This window comes from Paracoccus pantotrophus (assembly GCF_008824185.1).
Lineage (GTDB): Bacteria > Pseudomonadota > Alphaproteobacteria > Rhodobacterales > Rhodobacteraceae > Paracoccus > Paracoccus pantotrophus.
Map to the genome: position 1 here is coordinate 42,514 of NZ_CP044424.1, position 23,230 is coordinate 65,743.

Sequence of the window (23,230 nt, forward strand, 5' to 3'; positions counted from 1 at the left end):
GGCTCAGGCCCCGACGCCGTGATGCAGCCGGACATGCTTGAAGTTGAAGTATTCCAGCAACCCCTCGCGCCCATGCTCATAGCCGACGCCGCTTTGCTTGCGGCCGCCATAGGGGGCGTTCATGATCCCGGCATCGACATTGTTGATCGCCACATTGCCGTAATCCAGCCCTGCCGACAGGGCGTGGATCTCGGTCAGATCACGGGCATAGACGTAAGAGGCCAGCCCATAGGGCGTGTCGTTCGCCAATTCGACGGCCTCGGTCAAGTCGTCATAAACCGCGACGCCGACCAGCGGGCCAAAGGTCTCCTCGGTCATCACCAGCATCTCATGCGTGCAATCGGCGACCACGGTCGGACGGAAGAAATGCCCCTTGGCATATTCCGCGCCCTCGGGCGCCTTGCCGCCCGCGATGAGCCGCGCGCCTCGGGCCAGCGCGTCCTCAAGATGGGTCCGCGTCTTGGCCAGCGGTTCGGCCGAGGCCATGGCACCCAGATCCGCCGCCGGATGCGTCAACCCGTCATGCACGCTGAGCGCATCCGCCGCCTGGCCCAACCCGGCCAGGAATTCCTCATAGACCGAGCGGTGGACATAGATCCGGTTGATGGCGATGCAGATCTGGCCGCAATTGCGGAAGCTGCGCCGGGCGGCGCCCTTGACCGCCGCCGCGACATCTGCGCTGGCGGTCACGATCATCGGACAATTGCCCCCCAGCTCCAGCGACATCCGCTTTACCTGCGGACAGCTTTGCTGGATATGCAGGCCGACCGCGCTGGAGCCGGTAAAGGCGATCTTGTCCACCTGCGGATGCTCGACCAGCGCCTGCCCGACCTGCGAGCCCTTGCCCGTCAGCACGTTGACGACGCCCGCGGGAATCCCGGCCTCAAGGCATTTTTCGGCGATGGCCAGCGCGGTGAAAGGCGTGATCTCGGCCGGCTTGATGACGATGGTGCAGCCCGAAGCGAGGCTGGCGCAGAGCTTCCAGCCCACCAATTCCGCCGGATAGTTCCAGGGCGTGATCGCGCCCACGACGCCGATGGGTTCGCGCACCACGAGGCTTTGAAAGCCGGGCTGGTCGTTCGGAACGATCTCGCCATGCACGCGGGTCGCCTCTTCGGCATAAAAATGGCAGGCCTCGGCCAGCTTCAGGATCTCGCCCCTGGCCTCGTTGACCGGCTTGCCCTGCTCGGCGGTCATGATCTGCGCCATGCTTGGCGCATCGGCGGCGATCAGGTCGCCCAGTCGGTGCAGTGCCGCGGCACGCGTCTTGGGCAATTCCGCGGCCCAGGGACGAAAGGCCCGGCGCGCGGCCTGCACGGCGGCCTCGATCTCGGCGTCGGTGGCGGCGGCGATATGGCCGATGACCTGGCCAGTCGCCGGATTTTCCACCGGCAGAGGGTCGCCCGCGCCAGGGCGGAACGCGCCATTGATGAAGAGCATGCCGTCCAGCCGGCCAATCGCTTCCAGAATGGATTGTTCTGTCATGGTTTTGGCACCTCCCTGCGTCCTCATGGCGCCAAAATATAGCATAACTACATTCTGGCAAGAGGGATTGTTGAGGGTCGCCAGTGGCGGATGCGCGGATTGGCCAATGATTTTCCCTATATCGATGTTTTCATGATTAAATTGGAATCCTTGCTGGTGGCGAGAAAATTTCTGCCACCATTCCGCATCAACCTCCTTGACGGGAATCCATCCTCAAATGTAGTTTCACTACAAACCCGAGGAGGTGAGACTCATGCTACCCAATTCCCCCGAAACCGCAAAGCTTGTCGGCCGCATCTGGCGCCCCGGCAAAGGTCCGTCCGTGGTGATCCTGCGTGATGGCGCCCTGATCGACGTGACCGAATCGGTCGTCTCCATGGCTGATTTCCTGGACGATGATCCCGCAGGCCGGTTCGACGGCCTGACCGGCGAGGCCGTCGGCACGCCCGACGACCTGGTGCTGGACCCGGCGGAAATGGGCTATCACGCCGAACGCCCCTGCCTGCTGGCGCCCTGCGATTTCCAGGCGCTGAAAGCCTGCGGCGTGACCTTCGCGCAAAGCATGGTCGAGCGCGTGATCGACGAGCGCACCTCGGGCGATCCGGCCCGCGCGGACCAGTTGCGCCAGCGCATCGGCGCACTGATCGGCGACAGCCTGTCGAATATCGAGGCGGGTTCCAAAAAGGCCGCCGAGGTCAAGACGGCACTCATCGCCGAGGGCCTGTGGTCGCAATATCTGGAAGTCGGCATCGGCCCGGATGCCGAGGTCTTCACCAAGTCGCAGCCGATGTCGGCGGTCGGCCATGGCGCACAGGTCGGCGTGAACCGCATCTCGGACTGGAACAACCCCGAGCCCGAGGTGGTGCTGGCGGTGGACAGCCGGGGCAACATTCGCGGCGCGACGCTGGGCAACGACGTAAACCTGCGCGATGTCGAGGGGCGCTCGGCGCTATTGCTGGGCAAGGCCAAGGACAACAACGCCTCGTGCAGCATCGGCCCGTTCATCCGCCTGTTCGACGATGCCTTCACCCTTGCCGACATCGAAAACGCCACGCTGACCATGGCCGTCACCGGCACCGACGGCTTCCATATGTCCGGCCGCTCGAACATGGCCGAGATCAGCCGCAAACCCGCCGATCTGGTCTCGCAGACGATGAACAAGTCGCATCAATACCCCGACGGCTTCATGCTGTTCCTGGGCACCATGTTTGCCCCGACGCAGGACCGCGCCGAGAAGGGCTCGGGCTTTACCCACAAGCCGGGCGACGTGGTCGAGATCTCGACCCCGCTCCTGGGCACGTTGCGCAATACCGTCGTCCATTCCGACGAAGCCGCGCCTTGGACCTTCGGTACCCGCGCCCTGATGCGCAACCTGGCCGGACGGGGGTTGCTGTGAGCGGAGCCACCCTGAAACTGGTCGTCACCGACCAGGCCTTCGGCAATACCCGGCACGAACAGGCGGCAGCCGAGGCCGCCGGCGCCGCCTTCACCGAGTTCCACTGCCGCAGCGAGGACGAGGCGCTGGAGGCGGTGCGGGGCGCAAATGCCGTGCTGAACAACTTCGCCCCGATGACGCGCAAGGTCATGGCGGCGATGGCGCCTGGCGCGGTCGTGGTGCGCTATGGCGTGGGCGTGGACAATGTCGATCTGGCCGCGGCACGCGATCTGGGTGTGCGCATCTGCAACGTGCCCGATTACGGCGTCGACGAGGTCGCCGACCATGCCGCCGCGATGACGCTGGCCTTGGCGCGCAAGCTGGGCAGCTATGACGACGGCATTCGCGCCGGCGAATGGAAGATCGACCGGATGGTGGACGGGCTGCGCTCGCTGCGCGACACCACTGTCGGCCTGATCGGGCTGGGCCGGATCGCGCGGGCCTATGCCGCGCGCATGGCTGTATTCGGCTGCCGCATCACCGGCTTTGATCCCTTCATTCCCGAGGACCAGATCCGCGCGGCCGGCATCACCCCCCTGCCCCGCGACGAAGTGATTTCCGGCGCCAATGTCCTGTCGCTGCACGTCCCCCTGACGCCCGAAACGCGGCACCTGATAGGCGCCGCCGCCATCGCGCGCATGCCCAAGGGAGCGATCCTGATCAATTGCTCGCGCGGCGGGCTGGTGGACGAGGATGCGTTGGCCGGGGCGCTGATGTCCGGTCACCTGTCCGGCGCCGGCCTCGACGTGTTCGAAAAGGAACCGCTTCCGCCGGGTTCGGCCTTGCGCGAGGCGCCGCATGTGATCATGTCGCCCCATGCCGCCTTCTATTCCGATGCCTCGGTCGATGCTCTGCAACGGCTGGCGTCGGAGGAGGCGTTGCGTGGCTTGCGCGGCGAGCCGCTGCGCTGCGCACTGACCTGAGGAGGAGCTTCGAATGGATTACAGGTCAAAACAGGATCTGACCGGCAGGCTGGCGCTGGTCACCGGCGCGGGCCAGGGCATCGGCGCCGCCATCGCCGAGGGGCTGGCAGCGACCGGGGCCGAGGTGATCTGCACCGACATCCTGCGCGACCGCGCCGAGATCACCGCCCGCGACCTGAGGGCCAAAGGCTTCAAGGTCCGGGCCGAGGCGCTGGACGTGACCGACGGCGTCGCCATCGACGCGCTGGCGGCGGCGCTGCCGCCGCTGGACGTTCTGGTCTGCAACGCCGGCATCGTCACCAACACCCCGGCCGAGGACATGACGGACGCCGAATGGGACAAGGTGATCGCCGTGAACCTGACCGGGGTCTTCCGCACCTGCCGCGGCTTCGGGCGGCGCATGCTGGAGGCCGGGCGCGGCTCCATCGTCAATATCGGCTCGATGTCGGCCCAGATCGTCAACGTGCCGCAGCCGCAATGCCATTACAACGCATCGAAGGCCGGCGTGCATCACCTGACGAAATCGCTGGCCGTCGAATGGGCCACGCGCGGGGTGCGGGTGAACGCCGTCGCGCCGACCTATATCGAGACCCCGCTGCTGCACGGGTTGGAAAGCCAGCCCGGATTGGTGTCGCGCTGGCTGGAGATGACGCCTGCCGGACGGATGGGGCAACCGCACGAGATCGCCTCGGTGGTGCAGTTCCTCGCCTCGGATGCGTCGAGCCTGCTGACCGGCGCGGTCATCAACGCCGATGCGGGCTATACTTGCATCTGACGGCGGCGCGACACAGGATCGCCGGACACCGGCAGGTTCTCACGGCCCACCTGCCCCCGCCGTCAGTGGCTGTGGCCGACTTGGCGGGACGGCGCAGCCGGTCTTTCGAAAGCCGCCACCCTGACGAACGGTGATCCGATCGGCACAGGCATGCACATCCACGAAACAGTCAACCACTGTGGAATGAGCCGACTATTTGTTGCTGTCTAGGCCCACTGGCCGGTCTTCGACAGCAAGACCATGTTCACTATTGGTCCGAGGACAATAGTTGAGCGGCGGAAGCGCTGTGGAAGCCATCGAAAGGACCGGCATATAGGGCACAAGGTGCTGGCAATCCCCGGCTCTGTGGAACTGTCTTCGACGCTTGCGCGATTCAAAGGGTCACGCTCAGGCCGAAACCCTGGCAGGGCCTTGTTTCTCAAGACCCTAGCTCTCCAAACCGCCCACTGAATGAACCTGATTTCGGATGGCCTGAGCAGCTTGCAAGCAAGTCTGTCTGGCAACACGGCAGCGATATCCTGCCGCGGGGAAGCGGCCACGAGAAATGGGCGGAAACCTGCCCGCCCATCCCATGCGTGACGCCCTCAGCCCAGTTCGCGCCTTTCACCCAGAAGGCCCTTGACGATGGCCCAGCAGGCCCCCAGCAGCACCAGCGTAAAGGGCAGCCCGGTTGAAACCGCCATCGCCTGCAGGGCCGTCAGCCCGCCGCCCAGCAACAGCGCGATGGCGACCAGCCCCTCGAAACTGCACCAGAAGATGCGCTGCGGCACCGGGGCGTGGATCTTGCCGCCCGCGGCGATGGTGTCGATCACCAGCGATCCCGAATCCGACGAGGTCACGAAAAAGACGATGACCAGCACGATGCCCACGAAACTGGTGATCGCGGTCAGCGGCAGCTGCGACAGCATTTGGAACAGCTGCAATTCCAGCGCCGCATCGGCCACGCCGGAAAAGCCGCCCAGCGTCATCGTGATCGCCGTGCCGCCGAAGGCGGTCATCCACAGCACCGAGATGAGCGAGGGCACGATCAGCACCGCGACCAGGAATTGCCGCACCGTGCGGCCGCGGCTGACTCGGGCGATGAACATGCCGACAAAGGGCGACCAACTGATCCACCAGGCCCAGTAAAAGGCCGTCCAGCCCTGGCGGAAATTGTCGTCGTCGCGTCCGAAGGGATTGGACAGCGGGATCAGGTCGGCGGCATAGGCGCCCAGATTGCCGAAAAACCCGGTCAGGATCTGCCAGGTCGGCCCGACCAGGATCACGAACAGCAACAGGATCAGCGCCAGCACCATGTTGATCTCGGACAGCCGCTTGACGCCCTTTTCCACCCCCAGCACCACCGAACCCGTCGCGACGCCGGTGATGATGACGATAAGCGCGATCTTGGCGGCGCTGGCGGTGCTCCAGCCGAACAGGAAATGAAAGCCGGCCGCGGCCTGCTCGGCCCCGATCCCCAGCGAGGTGGCCAGCCCGAACAGGGTCGCCAGCACGGCCAGGACGTCGATGACATGGCCCGGCCAGCCCCAGACCCTTTCGCCGAACAGCGGATGAAAGACCGAGCGCAGCGTCAGCGGCAGCCCCTTGTTATAGGCAAACAGCGCCAATGCCAGCGCCACCACCGCATAGATCGCCCAGGGGTGCAGCCCCCAGTGAAAGATGGTCGCGGCCATGGCCAGGCGGCGGGCGGCCATCTCGTCCCCCGGCGCCCCGTCCAGCGGCGCCCAGTCGGTGCGGATGCCGTCCTCGACCACCGGCCCGCCCAGGGCGGCGGTGAAATGCCCCAGCGGCTCGCTGACGCCATAGAACATCAGCCCAATGCCCATGCCGGCGGCGAACAGCATCGCGAACCAGCCGGTCAGGCTGAAATCCGGCGTCGCTTCGGGGCCGCCAAGCCGGATCCCTCCCAGCGGCGACAGGATCAGGCCAAGGCAAAGCAGGACGAACACATTGCCCGCGATCAGGAAGAACCAGTCGAAGCGGCTGGTCACCAGGTCGCGCAATCCGGCGAAGAACGGCCCCAATACCGTCGGGAACAGCAGCGTGGCGGCGGTGAACAGCACCACGGCCACGGCCGAGATCATGAAGACCGGGTTATGGATGTCGAAGGCGACCGGCCTGACGCCCTCGATATTGTCCTGGCCGATCTGGTATTCGGTCTCGATGATCTCGGTCGGCCCCTCGGGCTGCGGCAGCGCCTCGACGCCCGGATCGGGGTCGGGGTCGAGATGGCCCGCCAGGGCCTCCTGCTCTCGCCAAAGATCGCCGGGATGGCCCTTGTGGCTTTTGTGAGGCGGTTTGTCGGGTGTGGGTGTCTGTGACATGCGTCCCTTTCTCATTTGTGGTGCGATCGGGCGCCGAAAACTTCGACTCGGCGCCCAGGGCGCCTGCGCGCACGAGGATTTCACAACGTCGTCATGATCGCCACCCACATACGAGATCGGCAATCGGAAGGTCGGATGCCAAGTTAGCAGTAGCATTAGCCACTCTGGTTCTGCCTATGACGGAGATGGGCATCATGCTCAGCAGGCACGCCGCATTTTAGCCTCCCGCATCACCCCCATCGCATAGGCGCCAACCAAGCCGCTACGACCAGCCTCTTCCTGATGCAATCCGACGTGGCGTTCCCTCAGCGGTTGCGCGACCGCCCGGGCATCGTGGCCTTCCGCACGGCTTGCAAGCGGTTTCTGATTGATTTGGTCGGAAATTGCGCACCTGCATCCTCTCTCGTCTGTTCAAGGATTCCCAACTTTCGGATGACCGATTCCGTCCATCTTGCCTGCCTTTACATGAAGGACCGGCCCGGTCTGCGTCGGTTCCTGACAAGAATGACCGGCAGCCTCGGCATGGCGGACGACCTGATCCAGGACGCGTTCTCGCGCGTGCTGGAGAAAGAGGGCGGAATGGCCGGGGTCCGCGATCCGCGTGCCTATCTGCGCCGATCGGCACGCACCTTGCGATCAACGCGCTGATGGCGCAGCGACGCAATGCCGACATCGCGGATATGCCCGAAACCGCCGATCCGGCGCCCGCGGCCGAGGCGTTCTGGAACCGCCTGGCCTCCTCAGCGATCGGCGAACCTTGCGATCGGTGGATGTCTACGAACTTGCGCCTGACATGGGCCATGCAGGCGACCTCGCGAATGGCGCCGGAACGGTAGAGATCCTCGAACCCGGCATAGCCGTCGGCATGCATCCAGCCGCGGAAACGGGCCAGATGATCCTTGGGGTGCTGACCCTTGCGGTCGCCCGAGAAGCGATACCATGCGGCAGGCGGAGCATCGCCATCCCATGGGCGCTCATCGCGGGCATAGGTCCAGAGCCGGGCCGTCTGGGTCTTGCCGGTGCCGGGCGCCAGCATCCGCACCGGCGTATCGTCGGCGAAGATCGCCTCGGCCGACAGGACATGGCGCCCGATGGCCTCGGCCAGTGGCTCCAGAAGGGTGGTGGTCTTGCGCATGTCGGTGACCCCGGCAGCCAGCCAGACCCGCGTGTTGGCCGGAACCGGGATCACGCCGAAAGTCCCCGGATCAGCCGCGCCAGCGCCTCAGGATCATAGCTGCCGCTGATCCGCATCCGGTGACCGCCCGCCAGCTCGATCTCGATGTGGTTCTCGGCGGCAGGTGCCGCCGGAGTAGACCTGGTCTCCGCGACGATCTCTACGGGCAGAAACCGCGCCTCCTCTGCTGGGCGCGCAACCGAGGTGGGGTCCGGCGCATAACGGGGATCGCGCAGCCACTTGAAGATCAGGTTCGCGTTCACCGCGTAGCGCCGCGCCACCTGAGCCACGGAAACGCCCGGCGCCGCCGTCTGGAAACAGATCGAACGCTTCTCCTCATCCGTCCAAAGTCGCTTCGTCCGACGCGCCACGCCATCACCATAGTGTCCACTATCAATGGTGGACACTATCCGCCTCTTTCACCACGCGGCAGGGCGGTCAGGCCGGACGCTTACGGTCCATCTTGGCAGCTATGAGGCGCTGATCGGCACCTCTGTCATGGTGGAGACAGGCGCATGAAGGCCGTATCCCACGCGGTCGACGAGGCCCGTCTCGGCATCATGCTGAACGACCTCAGGCTGCCGACGATCAAGACACTCTGGCCCCAGTTCGCCGAACGGGCGGATCGGGAGGGCTGGCCTGCCGCGCGCTTCCTGGCCGCAATCGCCGAGCATGAGCTGGCTGAACGGTCGCAGCGCAGGATCACGAGGCACCTGGCGGAAGCTCACCTGCCGCCCGGTAAGACGCTCGACAGCTTCGCCTTCGAGGCGGTCCCGATGATCTCGAAGGCTCAGGTGATGGCCATGGCCGCCGGCGACAGCTGGCTGGCCAAGGGTGCCAATGTGCTGATGTTTGGCCCGCCAGGTGGCGGCAAGAGCCATCTCGCGGCCGCCATTGGCCTTGCGCTGATCGAGAACGGCTGGCGCGTCCTCTTCACCAGGACCACCGACTTGGTTCAGAAGCTGCAACTCGCAAGGCGGGAGCTGCAACTCGAGGCCGCCCTTGCAAAACTCGACAAGTTCGACCTGCTGATCCTCGACGATCTTGCCTATGTCTCCAAGGATCAGGCTGAAACCAGCGTTCTCTTCGAACTCATCTCGGCGCGATACGAACACCGCTCCATCATGATCACGGCCAATCAGCCATTCGGAGAATGGAACAGGGTCTTCCCGGATCCGGCCATGACCTTGGCCGCCGTCGACCGCCTGGTTCACCACGCGACCATCTTCGAGATGAACGTCGAAAGCTATCGACGACGCTCCGCCCTCGAGGGCAAACGCCAGCGGGGCCGTCCGGCGGCCTACGCGACAATCAAGAACACTCCCAAGGTTGACGCGGCGCGGCAATCAGAATGTGACGACGACGTTGCCAGCGACAATCAGCGTGATAACCTCAGCGATGCCGCGACATAGAATCTCATCCTGACTGTCGCGCAAGTCTCACCCAGATTGCCGCGCTATACCTGAGCCTAAGAGAATGAGGATCGTAATTCCTATACTTGGAGCGGCACAGCGGCCAGATATGGCGGCGCCAGTTCGCCACGATCAGGCGCGTTTCGAAGCTCAGCCGGTCCCCTGAAGGCCGGAGGCGATACCGTTTATCGAGATCTTCAAAGCATCCTCCAACTTGGGATCGCTGCCGTCACGGCGCAAACGTGCCAGCAGGTCGATCTGGGCGAAATGCAGAGGATCTAAGTAAGCACGGCGTAAACTGAACCCTTGATCAGCAGCATCGGACCTTTCAGTCAGCATCTCGACCATGCCCTGCATGCGATTGTGTTCGGCACGCAGCACGTCAACGGTTTGGGCACGCAGGCCGGGTTCTGTCACCAAGTCGGCATAGGCGGTGGCAATGGAGAAATCTGTCCGGGCCATTGCCTTGGCGATCGCGTCCATCACATGCCGGAACGGCCACCAGTCCTGATACATCTCGGTTAGCAAGCCCCCGTCCCAGGCCTCGGTGAGGGCCGTGCCTGCACCGAACCAACCAGGCAGGTTGAATCGGGATTGCGACCACGAAAAGACCCAAGGAATCGCCCTGAGGTCCGCCAAGCTGTCGAGGGTCGAGCGCGAGACCGGTCGCGACCCCATGTTGAGTGATGCGATGTGGTCGATCACTGTCGCTTCACGGAAGAAAGTCAGGAATCCTGGCGACTGAGACAGGCCACGGTATGCAACAAGGGCAGCCTTTGAAATCCGTTCCATCGTGGCCAGGAAAACCCGTGGAGGCGCGCCAGTCACGCGTGCGGCTTCTGCCTCGGCCAAACCAATGCCAAGTTCGCAGAACCGTATTGTTGCTTGGGCTTGCGTCTCATAGCGCTTCGAGATGACCTCGCCCTGTTCCGTCAGCCGAAACCCGCGGCTCTGCAGCGCAGGGGGCTGAGCGAGAATCGCGTCGCGCATCGCGCCGCCCCCCCGGCCGACCGATCCGCCGCGGCCGTGAAAAAAGGCAACGTCTCGCCCAATCTCTTCGAAGAAGGCACTGATCGCGGCCTCGGCTTTCCAGACTTCCCAGCGCGAGGTCAGGATGCCTCCGTCCTTGTTGCTGTCGGAATAGCCCAACATGACCTCGGGCCGGGACGCACGCGTCGCTCGGGTATAGGCCGGAATGGCATAGAGTGCGCGCATGACCGGAAGCGACTGACCCAAGTCCGCAATCGTTTCGAACAGTGGCACGGGCAGGATCGGGTCCTTTCCTCCGAAACAGTCGTGCATCTTAAGCAGCACGGCGATTTCCAGGATGTCCGAAACGGACTCGGTATTTGAAACGATCGCATGACGGACCAGTTCGGGTCCGAGCCGTTGCCGCGCCACGGCAACGGCTTCGAAGATGGCAAGCTCGCTCCGCGTTTCCTCACAACAGTCCAAAGAGCGGGGGTCAGGAAGGTCGCCATCAAGCAAGGTACTCAGCAGGGCGATGCGTTCTGCTTCGGAGAGGGAGAGATAATCCACGCAGAGCCGGGATTTAGCGAGGATGTCATGCAGGCAATGCCCGTGGACCCTGGAATTCTGCCGCAGATCGATGGTAAATAGATGAAAGCCGGCGAGCCGCAAGGTTGCGCGAATTTCGGCCAGCCGCCCGTTGGCGAGCGCCTTGGCGCCAGCTGCGTCCATCGCTTCGGCCAGCGCATCAAGATCCCCCCCGAACCCGTCTGCGTCCGGATAGCCTTCCGGGTCACCTGTCTCGGTCGCGTCTAGCCGCGTGCGCATATGCCTGATCACCCGCCGCAGAGGCTCGCCATCATGCCGCAGAGAGGTGCCACACGGCAAAGTATTGGCAAGGCGTTCGAGTGCGGGACTCGACGAGAGATAGCGATCTGAAATCGGAAGCTCTGAAAATAGCGCATCGAGCGCGGTGCGGTAGTAGGTGAAGAGGGCCTTTTGCTGCGTAGTGACAGCATGGTCGAAGACGTCGCGCGTAACGAAAGGATTCCCGTCGCGGTCGCCGCCGATCCAGGTCCCAAGCGTGAACAAGGGTGCAGGACGCTCGGTCTCCGCGGCGAAATGTCGGTCGATGCCGGACTGCACGCTGACCATCGCCGGAACAATCGACCGCATTGCCACCGAAACTCCGTTGGCGATTTCGTCCTGGACACGGAGCTTCTCGCGGCGCGACAGTTCGGTCAGCCACAGGGTCAGGATTTCGCGCCGTATGGCATCGCGGTCGCGTATCGCACCATCCGAAGCCAGCAGGCCAGCGATCCTCCCTTCGATGTCAATGACGGACTGACGGCGGATTTCAGTCGGGTGAGCGGTGAGCACAATGCCAGCGGACAGTTGTCTACGGACTTGAGGCGGGATCGTCTCCAGCGCATCTAAAAGCGTTGTCCGCGCAGCCCTGGCATCACCTCGGATCACGCTTTCAGCGATATTGGCCAAGTGCAGGGACAGGGTGAAGGCGCGCAGAACCTTTTCCAGATCCCCGGCCTCTCGCCCGGAGAGAAGTCCATTCAGTTCCTCACGCAGTTCGCAAACGCCACTGCGCTGGAAACCAATTGCGCGGCGTCGGAGCGTCTCGACCAAAGCGAAGAGCGCCGAGCCCTCCTGCTCGCAGATGACGGCGCCAAGTATTCCCTGCAGTTCAGCGACCGTCCGCTGCAGAATATCTTCATTTGCCAAGGTCGAGACGTTGGCGGATAGCTTCGTTCCGGACAGGGACGGGCGCGATAAAGTCGGCATGAGATCCTCGCGGGCAGAGAGCGCCATCGCTTCGCAGACCCTGCGTTTCGGGCTACAGCGGGCGCCAGTCGGGTAAGGTGGTTATGGTAAGGTCGGGTAGGCGCAGAGATGCAGAAATCGTCCCGCATCTCCGGTGGCGCGCCTGGTAAGCAGTCCGAAGCAATTAAGTCCCGGAAAGGCCGGCATCCGCGTTTGCCTTGATGACATCTGCCAAGCGCTCGGCCAGCATCATGGTCGGCAGGTTAGTATTGGCGCGCGGGATGGATGGCATGATCGAGGAGTCACACACCCTCAGGCCATCAAGTCCCAGGACCCGCCCGCCTCCGTCTGTGACCGCCATCGGGTCATCTGGGGCGCCCATGCGGCAGGTACCTGACGCGTGCCATACCCCTGACACGGAGTTTCCGATGAACTCTTCCAGACCCCTGTCGTCGGCGAGCAGTTTCCGCAGGCTTATGCCCATGGTGACGACAGTATGGATCAACAGGTTGCGCAGCGGTCCTGCCCAGTCGAGCATCTTTGAGAAAAGCCGCAATTGGAAGGCGTTCCATGGGCCTGGTGCAGATACGCGCTTTACCCGTTCGGAATAGCTGGTCGGGAAGACCGGGCCACATACCTGCTTCAGATCGGGATTCGAGAGTATCTTAGCGGCCAGCCGGAAGCCCTCCTTCAGGCGTTCCATATCTCGCGGATCCGAAAGCAGACGAAAATCGACCTCAGGTTCCACTCTCGGGTCTGCGCTACGCAGACGGACTTCGCCGCGCGAAAATGCTTTGTTGACCCAAACGAGAATTGTGCCAAGTCTCTGGCCAATGCCGTGCCAGGCGGTCCGTCCCAGGATGGCGCAGTGCATGTCGCCCGCCTCAGCGTCGGAAATCGACGAGGTGTAGCGCAACAGCGCCTGATCATGATGCTCCTCGAGATCTTGCATCCGAAGGGCCGGAGGAAGGTAGGTCGAGACGGCGATAAGCGGGTGTTCCATCAGGTTCTTGCCGACGCCAGCCAGATCATGACGGGAACAGATACCAAGCGATTGCAATTCTTCCGCAGGTCCGATCCCGCTTCTCAACAGCAGCGCGCAGGAATGAATGCCTCCCATGGTCACCAATGTTTCGCCTGCCGGGATGGGACAGGGATCTTCACCATCGCGGGCCACCACGGCGCCCGTCACGCGCTTGCCGTCGAACGTCAGTTTCAGGGCATGCGTCCCGGTCTGAATTGTCAGGTTCGAGCGGGCACGAACCTCATCGGTCAGATAGCCGACCGAGGCCGGGACTCGGTGGCCGTCGTCGCTGACAGTGATGCATGCGGGAAAAACGCCATCCTCCCACAGACCGTTCTGGTCATCACGAGCCGGGTAGCCCTGAGCCACGAGTGTCCGCTTGACCGCCTGCACGAAGCGAGAGACTTTGTTGGCCGGCAATCGGCGGACGGGAATAGGGCCGTCCTTACCATGATATTCGTTGTCAAAATCAACGTCCCGCTCAAGCTTGCGAAAATAGCGCAAGGCGGTCTCGCCGTCCCAACCCTCCGCTCCGATGCGGCCCCATTCATCGTAATCATCTAGCGCGCCGCGGTTGGCGACCATGGCATTGATCGCTGAACCGCCACCCAGAACCCGTCCCTGCTCATACAGGCGAGGGGCCTGCTTTCCCTTTGTATTGGTAGCGCCGCTTATGCGAGCCTCGAGGGTGGGCCAGATATTCGCGCGGTCAAGATAGGCCAGGCCGGGATAACGGGCACGGATATCTTTGGGCATGGAATCCCGCGTGATGTCGCGACCGGCTTCGATCAAAAGAACGGTCTTCGACGGATCCTCAGAGAGGCGCGCGGCGAGCACACAGCCCGCCGAGCCCCCACCCAGGATCAGATAGTCAACCGCCTGGATGTTTCGTGTCATCAGTCGTTCGCTCCCCACCGTTGCGGGTAGCCGGGCATCGACTCGCAGCCGCATGTGGCGAAATGCAGCGGCGGCAGTTGCGGATCGATGAACGCGTCACGCTCGGCCTCGGTGATGACCGGCTGCGGCAGAATCCATTCCGGGGCGGGAACGGGTTCGCCCTTCAGTACCTTCAGCGCGGCCTGCACAGCGGTACGCCACTGGAACGCGGGATAGGTGGGGGCGATTCCCTTGAAGCCATCATCCTTCCAAGCCTGGAGATAGTCCTGTTCATCCTCGCCGGTGATGACCGGATAAGGAAGGCCCATATCTTGGAAAGCCTCCGCCACAGCGACAGACACCACGCCAAGATCGACCCAGACCGCATCGATATGTCCGGTGCGGCTGAGATAGTCGACAACTGTCGCCTTGGCCTTCGCCCTGTCGCCGCCGACAAACTCGTTGCCGATCACCTTGACGTCGGCTTCGGCAAACACCTTTTCTGCGGCTGCCCAACGGGTTTCAAAGATGTCGAGGCCGGGCGCGGTGCGAAGGACCAGTACGTTGCCGCCCTTCGGCACATTGGCGACCACATAATCGGCCGCAGCTTTGCCCCAGGCATAGCCGCCGATCGAGCGCACGGCGGTCACCGGGCAACTGGTGTTTACCGAGCGGTCGAAGGTGATGACCGGCAGCTGCTTGCAGGCCTCTTCGACCACGGGGGTCAGCGCCGCCGACGTATTCGGCGAGACGATCAGCACATCGCACGAACCGCTGTTGAGGAACGAGCGGATGTCCGAGATCTGCTTGTCGTCATTTCCCTGTGCATCGGCATAGTCGAAGCTGGCGATCTCGTTCGGGTGCAGGTCGACTTCGGCCTTCATCGTGGTCCAGCCGGTCACGCGCCAGGCGTTGCTGACGCTGGCATTCGAAAAGCAGACCCGGTACGGACCGGGCTTTGCATGGGCCGAGGTATCGGCCAACTCGGCGTCGAACCACTGCTCCCAGGGCTTGTCGGCGGGACCGTTCGGGGTCGCCGACATCAGCGCAACCTGCGCGGCATGTTCCTTGTCAATGTCGACATTGGCGACCTGTGCCATCGCGCCTCCCTGCGCGGTGGCTACGAACGGCGCTAAGACGCCGGCCAGCATGGTCTGTCTTGTTACCTTTTTCATTGTCATCTCCTCCTGTCAGACAATTTTCATTTGGTTGGTTTGGTCGGTTGCCACCGGAGTGGGGAAGGCTGTCCGGAAGGGGGCGGCGCTCATTCTCGTCGGCTTGTCATGGCGGCGGCCAGCACGAGAATGGCCCCCTGAACGGCTAGGCGGACGGGTTGGGAAACGCCGACGAGGTTCAGCACGGTAAAGATTGCGTAGAGCGTCAGCGCACCGCAGGCGGCCCCTGCGATCGAGCCACGCCCGCCTAGCAGGACGACGCCGCCGATCACCGCCGCTGCGACTGCCTGCAACGCATAGTCGCCGCCCACATCAACCGAAACGCCGGAATAGCCGCCCAGCAGCAGGCCCGCGAGGACTGCGCAAAGGGACGAGACCGCGAAGCAGGCAATTCGGACACGCTGCGTCGGCACCCCCGCCAGCGCGGCTGCGCGCGGATTGTCACCCAGCATGAAAACCATGCGACCGAAGTTAGTGCGATGCAGCAGCCAATAGGTCGCTGCGAGGCTCGCGATCAGGGCGATGACGCTATAGGGCAGCGAGCCAGTCAGCGGCACATCGTCGATGCGCCCGCGTCCGAGGCTACGCATGTTCTCGGGTAGGGAAGAGGACGGCGCGCCGCCCGACCAAGCCATCGCGATGCCTTTGACCGCAAGAAGCGTTCCCAACGTGGTGATGATTGAGGGCACCTTGAGAAAAGCGACGGCGAGGCCATTGATCATCCCAACGCAGAGGCCGATACCGACGACACTGGCCAGTGCGAGACCGGCGAATGCGGGGTCGCCGCGAGTGATCATCGCGCCAGCAATCACCACCAGCGTGATGAGCGAGCCGGAAGATAGGTCGAACCCGCCCGATATCAGAACGAAAGTGGCCCCGCAGGTCAGGATTACCAGCGGTGCGGCGCGCTGGAGAAAGCTCATCAGGCCGGGGCCGGTCTGGTAAAGCGGGCTTAGATAAATCATGAGTGCCAGCAGAATTAATAGGAGCGGCAGCGCGGGGTTGTACTTGATCAGTGCTTTCATGCCGCTTCCTCCCGGCTGCGATAGGTGTAGCTGGCCACTGCCGCGATCACGATCACGCCGCGCAGGACTTGGCTTAGGAATGGATCGATCTGGAGCATGTTGAAGATTGCATCGGTAGCAGCGAAAACGAGGACCCCCGCGAGGGTGCCCGCGATACTGATGCGCCCACCGGACAAGAGCGTCCCGCCGATCACTGCCGCTGCGATGGAGCTGAGGTCATAGCTGCCGTCCCGCCCGATCCAGGGCGTACCTGTGCCTAGACGGCTGGCAAGGTAGAGGCCTGCCAAGGCGCTCATAACCGCGGAGAAGGCAAATGTGGCAACGGTGACGCGGCTGCCGTGAATACCTGCCAGCCGGGCGGCGCGGGGATTGCCCCCGACGGCGAGAAGCCGACTTCCAGTACGGGTTCGCTGCAGGACAAAAGCAGTTAGCAAGGCGATGGTCAGCAGCGACAGCAGCGAAACCGGGACGCCTCCCAGTTTGCCATAGGCGACCACTTGGAACGCCTTCGGCACGGTACCTTGAAGCGCTCCATAGGACAGGCTGAGAATCCCCTGAAGCACAAGGCTGGTACCCAGCGTCGCAATCAATGGGCTGACCCGTAGCAAGGTGACCAGCAGGCCGTTCAGGACGCCGACGGAACCGCAGATCGCGATGACCATGACCGTCGCTTCGGCAATATTGCCAGGATCGTTCTGCATGAAATAGGCGGCGAGAACGGCCGCGACGCTGACTATATTGGCAACTGAAAGATCGATTGCGCCGCCAGCGATGACGACGGCTTGGCCCATCGCGACTAGCGACAAGGCGACAGTGCGTTCGAAAAGTCCTAGAAAGCCGGCAAAGGAGACTTGAGAAAACTGCCCCGTCACAACCGCTGTGAACGCGTAGAAGACGATCGATGCGGTGGTGAGGCTAATTGCGATGCCCTGTTGATGCCAGGTTGCACGCATTGCGGTCATTGGACCCTGAAATGAAAATGTCGTCATGTTCATGCGGCGTCCCCGTCTCTAGCCGACAGGGCCTGCCCCTGGGACCGGCCTACCTGTGGCGGGTCATGGCGCATTGCGTGGCGTATGATCTCGTCCTCGGAAGTCCCGCGCGGAAGTTCAGCCACCAGTTGCCCTGCCGCCATAACACCGATTCTGTCGCATAGGCCAATCAGTTCCATCAGGTCGGAGGAGACCACCAGCACAGCGCCACCTGCCTCGGCGAAGCCGCGCAGCATTCGGTAGATTGCGGCGCGTGCGCCCACGTCGATGCCTCGGGTGGGCTCTGAGACGATCCAGACTCGTGGTGCAACGGCCCGCCAGCGCGCGAACATCACCTTTTGCTGATTGCCGCCGGACAATTCGCCTACTGGCATTCCGAAATCTGCGCAGCGCACTTCGGTTTCGGCCAAAAGGGCATCAAGGCGGCGATGGCTGCGCCCGCCCGAAGTCGCCGACGCCAGAGGGTTGGTGACGGCCCGAAGCGTCAAGCCTACGTTGTTGCGCAGCGATTGTGACAGGCCCAGACCATCGCGCTTGCGGTCATCCGGGATCGCGGCGATGCCCCGCCTTGCAGCCTGTCGTGGGGACCGCGGAGCCCCAAGGCGATCGAAGGCCTCGACCTCGCCACATTGGAATGGGTCTACACCGGCTAAAGCACGCGCAAGGGCGGCTTTGCCCGACCCCTCCAACCCGGCGATGCCGAGTATCTCGCCCGAGCGAACATCTAAATCGATGCCTCGGAGTTGCGCGTTTCCACCGCCCCGGACGCTCAGCAGGCTTTCACCGCCGGGGGCGCTGGCGGGCTGCGGGAAGAAGTCGCCCAAGGCCCGCCCGACCATCAGTTGAATGACGTTATCGATGCTGGCCTCGGCCGCCGCCATCGTAGCCACCCGGCGACCGTCCTTGATCACCGAGATACGGTCAGCGAGCTCGCGGATTTCGGCCATTCGGTGCGAAATGTAGAGCATAGCCACACCTGCCGCCTTCAGCTCACCGATCAGCCCAAACAATGCGCGGGTTTCGCTTTCATCCAGTGCCGCAGTCGGCTCATCGAAGACCAAAATGCGCGCTTCCTCAGTCAATGCACGCGCGATCTCGACAAGCTGCTGCTCGGCGATGGACAGGGCGCCACAAGGGGTACGTGGGTCTATGTCACTGCCCAGTCGGCGCAGCGCGGCGGCCGAGTCCCGGTTCATACGGCGCCGGTCGAGCATCCCGAAGCGCACCGGCTCGCGTCCGAGGAAAATATTATCGGCGACGCTGCGGTGAGGGAGAAGGTTCAGCTCCTGGTGGATCACCGCAATGCCGCGGGCTTTTGCCTCTGATGGGTGGGTGAAAGAGATGGCCTGCCCGTCGATGTAGATTTCACCGGCACTTGGGGCAAAAACGCCGCCCAAAATGTTCATCAAGGTGGACTTGCCCGCGCCATTCTCCCCGCAGATGGCCGTCAAGGTGCCCGCGGTGCAGGTCAGGTCGATGCCCTGCAACACCTCCACCTGGCCGAAGGACTTGCTGATCCCTACCATTTGAAGAAGCGGCACGTCTTCCTTCGCAGCGCCGAAGCGCCGTTCTGTTGTGGTTTGCATTTTAGCTACTTTCCGAAAGGGGGCCGTAGGGCCGTGCTTCAATCCGAGAAGACCAGCTTGGCGTTGGTCAGCTCGCGTGCACCAAGCGCGCCCAACTCGCGCCCATAGCCCGATGCTTTTATGCCACCAAAGGGTGCGCGGGGGTCGGAGCGCACGAAGCTGTTGATGAAGACTGCGCCTGCATCGAGGGCGGAAACCACTCTTGCAACCCGCGCGGCGTCGCCGCTCCAGACTGTCGCGCCGAGACCGAATTCGCTGTCATTTGCCATCGCGATGGCCTGCTTCTCGTCAGCGACGCGGAAAAGCAGCGCCACCGGACCGAAAATTTCCTCGTGTGCAATCGGGGCATCGTGGGGCAGGTCCGCGATCACGGTGGGGGCGAAGAAATTCCCGGGCCGCTCGAGTCGCTTGCCGCCGCAGAGAATGCGGCCGCCTTGCGCGACCGCATCCGCGACTTGGCGCTCGGTGTCACGCACGACGCTATCACGCGCCAGCGGACCGAATTGGGTTTCGGGTGCAGTCGGGTCGCCAACGGCAAGCGCTTTGACCCCGGAGAGAAATGCGGCCTCGAAGGCATCGTAGACCGACTCAGCGACCAGGATACGCTTGGCAGCAATGCAGCTTTGCGCATTGTTCGAAAATCGTGAAAGGACCGCCATCTTGACTGCTTTGTCCAGTTCAGCGTCCTCGAAGACCAGAAAGGGATCCGAGCCGCCCAGCTCGAGCACGACCTTCTTGCCGTTTTCGCCGGCGACCTGCGCCACAGCGCGGCCGGCGGCCGTGCTGCCGGTGACGGTCGCGGCAGCAATTCGGGGGTCAGCGACGATGCCGGCAACGGCGTCGCGCCGGATTGAGAGGTTTTGGTAAAGTCCCCTCGGAGCCCCGGCATCCAGCACCAGCTGCTCGAGCGCGTGGGCGCAGCCCTGCACGCTGTCGGAATGCTTGACCAGCACCGTATTGCCCGCCAGCGCTGTCGGGATGAAGAACCGCAGCACCTGCCAGAAAGGCAAGTTCCAGGGCATGATCGCGAAGATCGCGCCAAGCGGTTCATAGACCACCCGCGCGTTCAGCCCCTCGATCGGGGAATCCGCCAGGTAATCCGGCCCCTTCTCTGCGAAATGGCGCGCGCCGGTGGCGGATTTTCTTACTTCTGCGATGGCCTCGGAAAGGGGCTTACCCATTTCGCTGGTAATCAGCCTGCCATAGTCCTCGGCTCGGCTCTCCAGAAGTTCAGCGAGCCGCAGCATCAGCGCGACCCGCTCGGGCATGCTCACTTCGCTGCGCCAGACTGCGGCCGTTTCATGCGCGCGCCGAAGACGAGTCTCGATCTCTGCCGCGTCGTGCGGAGGATAAGTTCCGATCAGCTCTCCGGTCGTCGGATTGCGGCTTTCTAGGTTCATTTTCTCTCCTCCCAGAGACTTTATTACTGCCTAGTAGGTAAGAGCCGGTACCTCTGGCTGTCCACGCTCCATGCAATGATTGGTCCAGCATAAGAGAAAAGAGGCTTGATCGACCGGGCTGGAAGATGGCCTGATCGGAGGAAGGGGAACCGCCGACGAGGAGGAGGCGTTCGTGAAAAGTTATCTGCGAATCAGCGCGATACTGGCCTGTTTTGGGCCGAAGTGTCCCGAAAGACGGATCGGCGAGGTGCTTGAGGAGGCTGCAATTCCGGTTTCGACGGGATACAAGATCATCGGAGACATGATTAGCGAGGGGCTGCTGCGCCGCACGGAACGTGGCTACATCGCCCTTGGCTCCTCGGCGGAAAGGCTTTTCTATACCCCTCTGCGTGGGGATATGCCACTCCGCGCCGGGATCGGTTTGACAGGTGCCCGTACCCCGGGCATGCCACGCATGGCGCAACTCGAAACCGACGTGTTGAAGATGATTGCGACCGACCGCTACCGCTGCGCGCCACCATTCGTCATCGGCTTCGCCAACGCCTCGGATGCTCATCCATGGCGCCAGGCGCTCGAGCGCAGCTTGCTGCACGCGGCCCAAGCCCAAAGTGAAATCGTGGCGCGGGTGATCGTGCGTAACGCAGAGAATGACCCCGATCTGCAAAGCGCGCAGTTGCGCGAGATGTGGCAGGAAGGGGCGGACATTTGCATCATCAGCGCGGCCTCGGAACGGCATCCCGGCTTGGAAGCCACGATTGCGGATTTGGCGGGTCGGGGTCTGCCAATGGTCGGTGTGGATCGGTTCTGCGGCGATGGAGAGACACTGGTTTCGCTGGTGACGGCATCGGACGTGACAGTCGGACGTATCAGCGCCCTCTGGCTGGCCGAACGGCTGGGTGGGCAGGGCCGGGTCGCACTGCTCTCCGGGCTGGAAAGCGCCTCCCCCAGCAAGTTGAGGCTGGAGGCGGCCTTGCAGACCTTCTCTCGCTTCCCGGGGATCGAACTGGCGGCCGTCGATTACACCGACTGGCTGGCAGATCGGGGCTATGCCGCAATTCGCGGTCATCTTGCACGGGGGTGGATGCCCGACGGGGTCTGGTGCGATTCCGGACTGCAAGGCATCGGTGCGATCAACGCCTTTCTCGATGCTGGCTTCCAGCGTGGCGAGATACCGCCTCATACCGGCGGCGAGCTGAATCTTATGTATAAGATGGCGGTTCAAGAGCGAATTCCACTCTGCGGGCTGGACTATCCGGCCGCCATGGGCGCGGCCAGCGTCCAGGTGGCGCTGAACGTGCTCTTTGGTCGGTCGGTGCCGCGTATCGTCGAGGCAGATCTGCAGGTCGTCGTAACGCGCGGGCACGAGACCCCGTCGGTGCGGGCAGACATCCAAGCGGAGAAGAAAGTGGACTGGAGCAGTCCCGATAGCCATGTGCATGCAGCCGGGCGACTTCGCCGCCGCAAGGCATCAATACTTAGGCGGAGCAACAAGGACGCGGCTGTCAGGTCCCCGGTGTCGGTTACGCGGCCAGGCTATAGCGAGTCGGTACGGCGGCTGGTAGACATCGTCACGCTGGTCGCCACGGAGCCAATAAGCACAGCCTATCAGATCTCGCAATTGCTCCGTCTACCAAAGAGTTCAGCTTACCAAACGATCGACGATTTGGAGTTCTTGTCATGGCTCACCCGTGACGTGGAGGGAAATCTTCTGATCGGGTCCGTTCCCCAGAGCATCTCCCTCGCCGCGCGGGGCTTCGAATTTGCGGGCCATCTCCTCCCGGTGTTGGTGCGTTACCTGCGGGACCAGACCGGCGAGACCGCTTTCGCCGCCAGTCTGGGTTCAGAGCTGCAGATCGGGATCCACCTCGGCGGTTACAATCTCAACAGCGAGCGCTTCAAGCCATTCGAAAGCGTCAGGGTCGAGGCGGACTCGCCCGCCCCCCTAGATGGCTCGCAGCTGCTGCGATGCGCTGGGGCGCGGCACGAGGGACGAACGAAAACGCGCTTTATGATGTTGCCCTTGGTGCAATCCAGTCCCGGGTTCGCAGCCGCGCAACTTGTCTTGGGCTTTTGCTGGAGCGGCGCGAGCACGGACGAAGCGCCGCTGCGGGAGCACTTGCGCGAAGTGCGCAAGCATCTCATGGGAGACGCGGCTATGGTGCTTGCCTGAGAAAACCCAGCAGCATTTCCGTGGCGTCGGCGCTGCGCTTGTCCAGCCAGGCGTCGTCGACCGGCAGCTTGAAGACGGCCTTTAGGGTATGGGTGTTGGAAATCGGAAAATAGCAGAGCGAAGCGATGAAGACATAGAAGTCGACCGGATCTATGTCGTCGCGGAAGAGGCCCGCGCCGATGCCGCGTTTCAGTACTTCACCGACCCGCTCAACCAGCACGGATTGAATCAGAGGTGCATCGCCGACCTGCCGGATGGTCTGGCCGCCCCGCAGGTTCTCGATCGCCAGCATTGAGACGAACCAAGGGTTGCGGCGGAAATGGTTCATCGTAAATCGAACGAGCTCGCGAATTGCGGCCTCGGGGGGCAATGCGTCAAGGTCGAGATGCTTTTCAGCTTGCCTGATGCGCACATAGGCCTCGCGCAGGGCCGCGGCGTAGATCGTATCCTTGTCGCCAAAGTATTCATAGATCATCGGCTTGCTAACGCCCGCCCCCTCGGCCACGCGATCAACCCGCGCCCCGGAATGCCCATGGGTCGAGAATTCCTCAAGCGCGGCTTGCAGGATGCGCTGCTTCGTCGCCTCAGCATCGCGCTTGCGTGGGCGGCTGATCTTATGGGATGTCATAGGCGCGGCCGAGTGATGGTGGGTCGCCAAGTTGGTAGCCTCTCAACGCCTGCAAGGCAACAGAGAGGTGGAGGTGCAGCG

General features: G+C 63.2%; 17 protein-coding genes and 1 pseudogene. 6 read left to right on the forward strand and 12 right to left on the reverse strand.

Features of this window, described 5'->3' with window-relative positions; genetic code table 11:
• Window positions 1–3: 3 nt before the first annotated feature.
• Complete coding sequence (locus ESD82_RS07605) at window positions 4–1,485, reverse strand: aldehyde dehydrogenase family protein (RefSeq protein WP_147429476.1); 1,482 nt, start codon at window positions 1,483–1,485, stop codon at window positions 4–6.
• 253 nt (window positions 1,486–1,738) lie between these two features.
• Between ESD82_RS07605 and ESD82_RS07610 the strand changes: the two genes are divergently transcribed.
• The 3 genes from ESD82_RS07610 to ESD82_RS07620 are packed head-to-tail and all read left to right on the forward strand — an operon-like array spanning window position 1,739 to window position 4,618.
• Window positions 1,739–2,881 (forward strand): fumarylacetoacetate hydrolase family protein, encoded by a 1,143-nt coding sequence (locus ESD82_RS07610; protein WP_147429475.1) that lies wholly within the window; start codon window positions 1,739–1,741, stop codon window positions 2,879–2,881.
• An 11-nt stretch (window positions 2,882–2,892) separates the two neighbouring features.
• Window positions 2,893–3,843: a C-terminal binding protein gene (locus tag ESD82_RS07615; RefSeq protein WP_167521733.1), complete on the forward strand. Its 951-nt coding sequence runs from the start codon at window positions 2,893–2,895 to the stop codon at window positions 3,841–3,843.
• Between the two features lie 13 nt (window positions 3,844–3,856).
• Complete coding sequence (locus ESD82_RS07620; protein WP_147429473.1) at window positions 3,857–4,618, forward strand: SDR family NAD(P)-dependent oxidoreductase; 762 nt, start codon at window positions 3,857–3,859, stop codon at window positions 4,616–4,618.
• Between the two features lie 584 nt (window positions 4,619–5,202).
• On the opposite strand, the gene ESD82_RS07625 is transcribed toward ESD82_RS07620, so the two are convergent.
• On the reverse strand, window positions 5,203–6,858 hold the full coding sequence (locus tag ESD82_RS07625) for a BCCT family transporter (RefSeq protein ID WP_147429499.1): 1,656 nt from the start codon (window positions 6,856–6,858) through the stop codon (window positions 5,203–5,205).
• Between the two features lie 516 nt (window positions 6,859–7,374).
• Here ESD82_RS07625 and ESD82_RS21750 point away from each other — a divergent pair.
• The gene (locus ESD82_RS21750) at window positions 7,375–7,590 is read left to right on the forward strand and encodes an RNA polymerase sigma factor (protein ID WP_167521727.1); all 216 of its coding nucleotides are present in this window, start codon (window positions 7,375–7,377) and stop codon (window positions 7,588–7,590) included.
• 85 nt (window positions 7,591–7,675) lie between these two features.
• On the opposite strand, the pseudogene ESD82_RS07635 reads toward ESD82_RS21750, so the two are convergent.
• Both ESD82_RS07635 and tnpA read right to left on the reverse strand, forming a co-directional pair.
• Window positions 7,676–8,071 (reverse strand): annotated as a pseudogene (locus ESD82_RS07635) (IS66 family transposase); the annotation flags it as partial.
• A gap of 56 nt (window positions 8,072–8,127) precedes the next feature.
• The gene (gene tnpA, locus ESD82_RS07640) at window positions 8,128–8,523 is read right to left on the reverse strand and encodes an IS66-like element accessory protein TnpA (protein ID WP_018000155.1); all 396 of its coding nucleotides are present in this window, start codon (window positions 8,521–8,523) and stop codon (window positions 8,128–8,130) included.
• 108 nt (window positions 8,524–8,631) lie between these two features.
• Between tnpA and istB the strand changes: the two genes are divergently transcribed.
• On the forward strand, window positions 8,632–9,528 hold the full coding sequence (istB, locus tag ESD82_RS07645; protein ID WP_147429471.1) for an IS21-like element helper ATPase IstB: 897 nt from the start codon (window positions 8,632–8,634) through the stop codon (window positions 9,526–9,528).
• Between the two features lie 150 nt (window positions 9,529–9,678).
• On the opposite strand, the gene ESD82_RS07650 is transcribed toward istB, so the two are convergent.
• The 7 genes from ESD82_RS07650 to ESD82_RS07680 form a co-directional block, all read right to left on the reverse strand.
• On the reverse strand, window positions 9,679–12,321 hold the full coding sequence (locus tag ESD82_RS07650) for a phosphoenolpyruvate carboxylase (RefSeq protein ID WP_147429470.1): 2,643 nt from the start codon (window positions 12,319–12,321) through the stop codon (window positions 9,679–9,681).
• 136 nt (window positions 12,322–12,457) lie between these two features.
• Window positions 12,458–14,194 carry a GMC family oxidoreductase gene (locus ESD82_RS07655; RefSeq protein ID WP_147429469.1) on the reverse strand — a complete coding sequence of 579 codons (1,737 nt, stop codon included), beginning with the start codon at window positions 14,192–14,194 and terminating at the stop codon, window positions 12,458–12,460.
• Window positions 14,194–15,348, reverse strand: coding sequence for an ABC transporter substrate-binding protein (locus tag ESD82_RS07660; protein ID WP_072464219.1), 1,155 nt, complete (start codon window positions 15,346–15,348; stop codon window positions 14,194–14,196). The genes ESD82_RS07655 and ESD82_RS07660 overlap by 1 nt, the downstream gene beginning before the upstream one ends.
• Window positions 15,349–15,437: 89 nt before the next feature.
• Window positions 15,438–16,373 (reverse strand): ABC transporter permease, encoded by a 936-nt coding sequence (locus ESD82_RS07665; RefSeq protein WP_072464218.1) that lies wholly within the window; start codon window positions 16,371–16,373, stop codon window positions 15,438–15,440.
• On the reverse strand, window positions 16,370–17,368 hold the full coding sequence (locus tag ESD82_RS07670; RefSeq protein WP_147429468.1) for an ABC transporter permease: 999 nt from the start codon (window positions 17,366–17,368) through the stop codon (window positions 16,370–16,372). The genes ESD82_RS07665 and ESD82_RS07670 overlap by 4 nt, the downstream gene beginning before the upstream one ends.
• Window positions 17,365–18,951, reverse strand: a complete 1,587-nt coding sequence (locus tag ESD82_RS07675) for a sugar ABC transporter ATP-binding protein (RefSeq protein ID WP_211331247.1) — start codon at window positions 18,949–18,951, stop codon at window positions 17,365–17,367. The genes ESD82_RS07670 and ESD82_RS07675 overlap by 4 nt, the downstream gene beginning before the upstream one ends.
• 38 nt (window positions 18,952–18,989) lie before the next feature.
• The gene (locus ESD82_RS07680) at window positions 18,990–20,351 is read right to left on the reverse strand and encodes an NAD-dependent succinate-semialdehyde dehydrogenase (protein ID WP_140848464.1); all 1,362 of its coding nucleotides are present in this window, start codon (window positions 20,349–20,351) and stop codon (window positions 18,990–18,992) included.
• Window positions 20,352–20,523: 172 nt separating this feature from the next.
• On the opposite strand from ESD82_RS07680, the gene ESD82_RS07685 reads away from it, so the two are divergent.
• Complete coding sequence (locus tag ESD82_RS07685) at window positions 20,524–22,521, forward strand: substrate-binding domain-containing protein (protein WP_147429467.1); 1,998 nt, start codon at window positions 20,524–20,526, stop codon at window positions 22,519–22,521.
• Here ESD82_RS07685 and ESD82_RS07690 read toward each other — a convergent pair.
• Window positions 22,505–23,179 carry a TetR family transcriptional regulator gene (locus tag ESD82_RS07690; RefSeq protein ID WP_211331246.1) on the reverse strand — a complete coding sequence of 225 codons (675 nt, stop codon included), beginning with the start codon at window positions 23,177–23,179 and terminating at the stop codon, window positions 22,505–22,507. The two genes, ESD82_RS07685 and ESD82_RS07690, sit on opposite strands and share 17 nt — an antisense overlap.
• Window positions 23,180–23,230: the final 51 nt, after the last annotated feature.

Bases quoted from the DNA above. Each gene is read 5' to 3' on its own strand.
- ESD82_RS07605 (WP_147429476.1), bottom strand. From the start codon at position 1,485: ATGACAGAACAATCCATTCTGGAAGCGATTGGCCGGCTGGACGGCATG.
- ESD82_RS07610 (WP_147429475.1), top strand. From the start codon at position 1,739: ATGCTACCCAATTCCCCCGAAACCGCAAAGCTTGTCGGCCGCATCTGG.
- ESD82_RS07620 (WP_147429473.1), top strand. From the start codon at position 3,857: ATGGATTACAGGTCAAAACAGGATCTGACCGGCAGGCTGGCGCTGGTC.
- ESD82_RS21750 (WP_167521727.1), top strand. From the start codon at position 7,375: ATGACCGATTCCGTCCATCTTGCCTGCCTTTACATGAAGGACCGGCCC.
- istB (WP_147429471.1), top strand. From the start codon at position 8,632: ATGAAGGCCGTATCCCACGCGGTCGACGAGGCCCGTCTCGGCATCATG.
- ESD82_RS07650 (WP_147429470.1), bottom strand. From the start codon at position 12,321: ATGGCGCTCTCTGCCCGCGAGGATCTCATGCCGACTTTATCGCGCCCG.
- ESD82_RS07655 (WP_147429469.1), bottom strand. From the start codon at position 14,194: ATGACACGAAACATCCAGGCGGTTGACTATCTGATCCTGGGTGGGGGC.
- ESD82_RS07660 (WP_072464219.1), bottom strand. From the start codon at position 15,348: ATGAAAAAGGTAACAAGACAGACCATGCTGGCCGGCGTCTTAGCGCCG.
- ESD82_RS07665 (WP_072464218.1), bottom strand. From the start codon at position 16,373: ATGAAAGCACTGATCAAGTACAACCCCGCGCTGCCGCTCCTATTAATT.
- ESD82_RS07670 (WP_147429468.1), bottom strand. From the start codon at position 17,368: ATGAACATGACGACATTTTCATTTCAGGGTCCAATGACCGCAATGCGT.
- ESD82_RS07675 (WP_211331247.1), bottom strand. From the start codon at position 18,951: ATGCAAACCACAACAGAACGGCGCTTCGGCGCTGCGAAGGAAGACGTG.
- ESD82_RS07680 (WP_140848464.1), bottom strand. From the start codon at position 20,351: ATGAACCTAGAAAGCCGCAATCCGACGACCGGAGAGCTGATCGGAACT.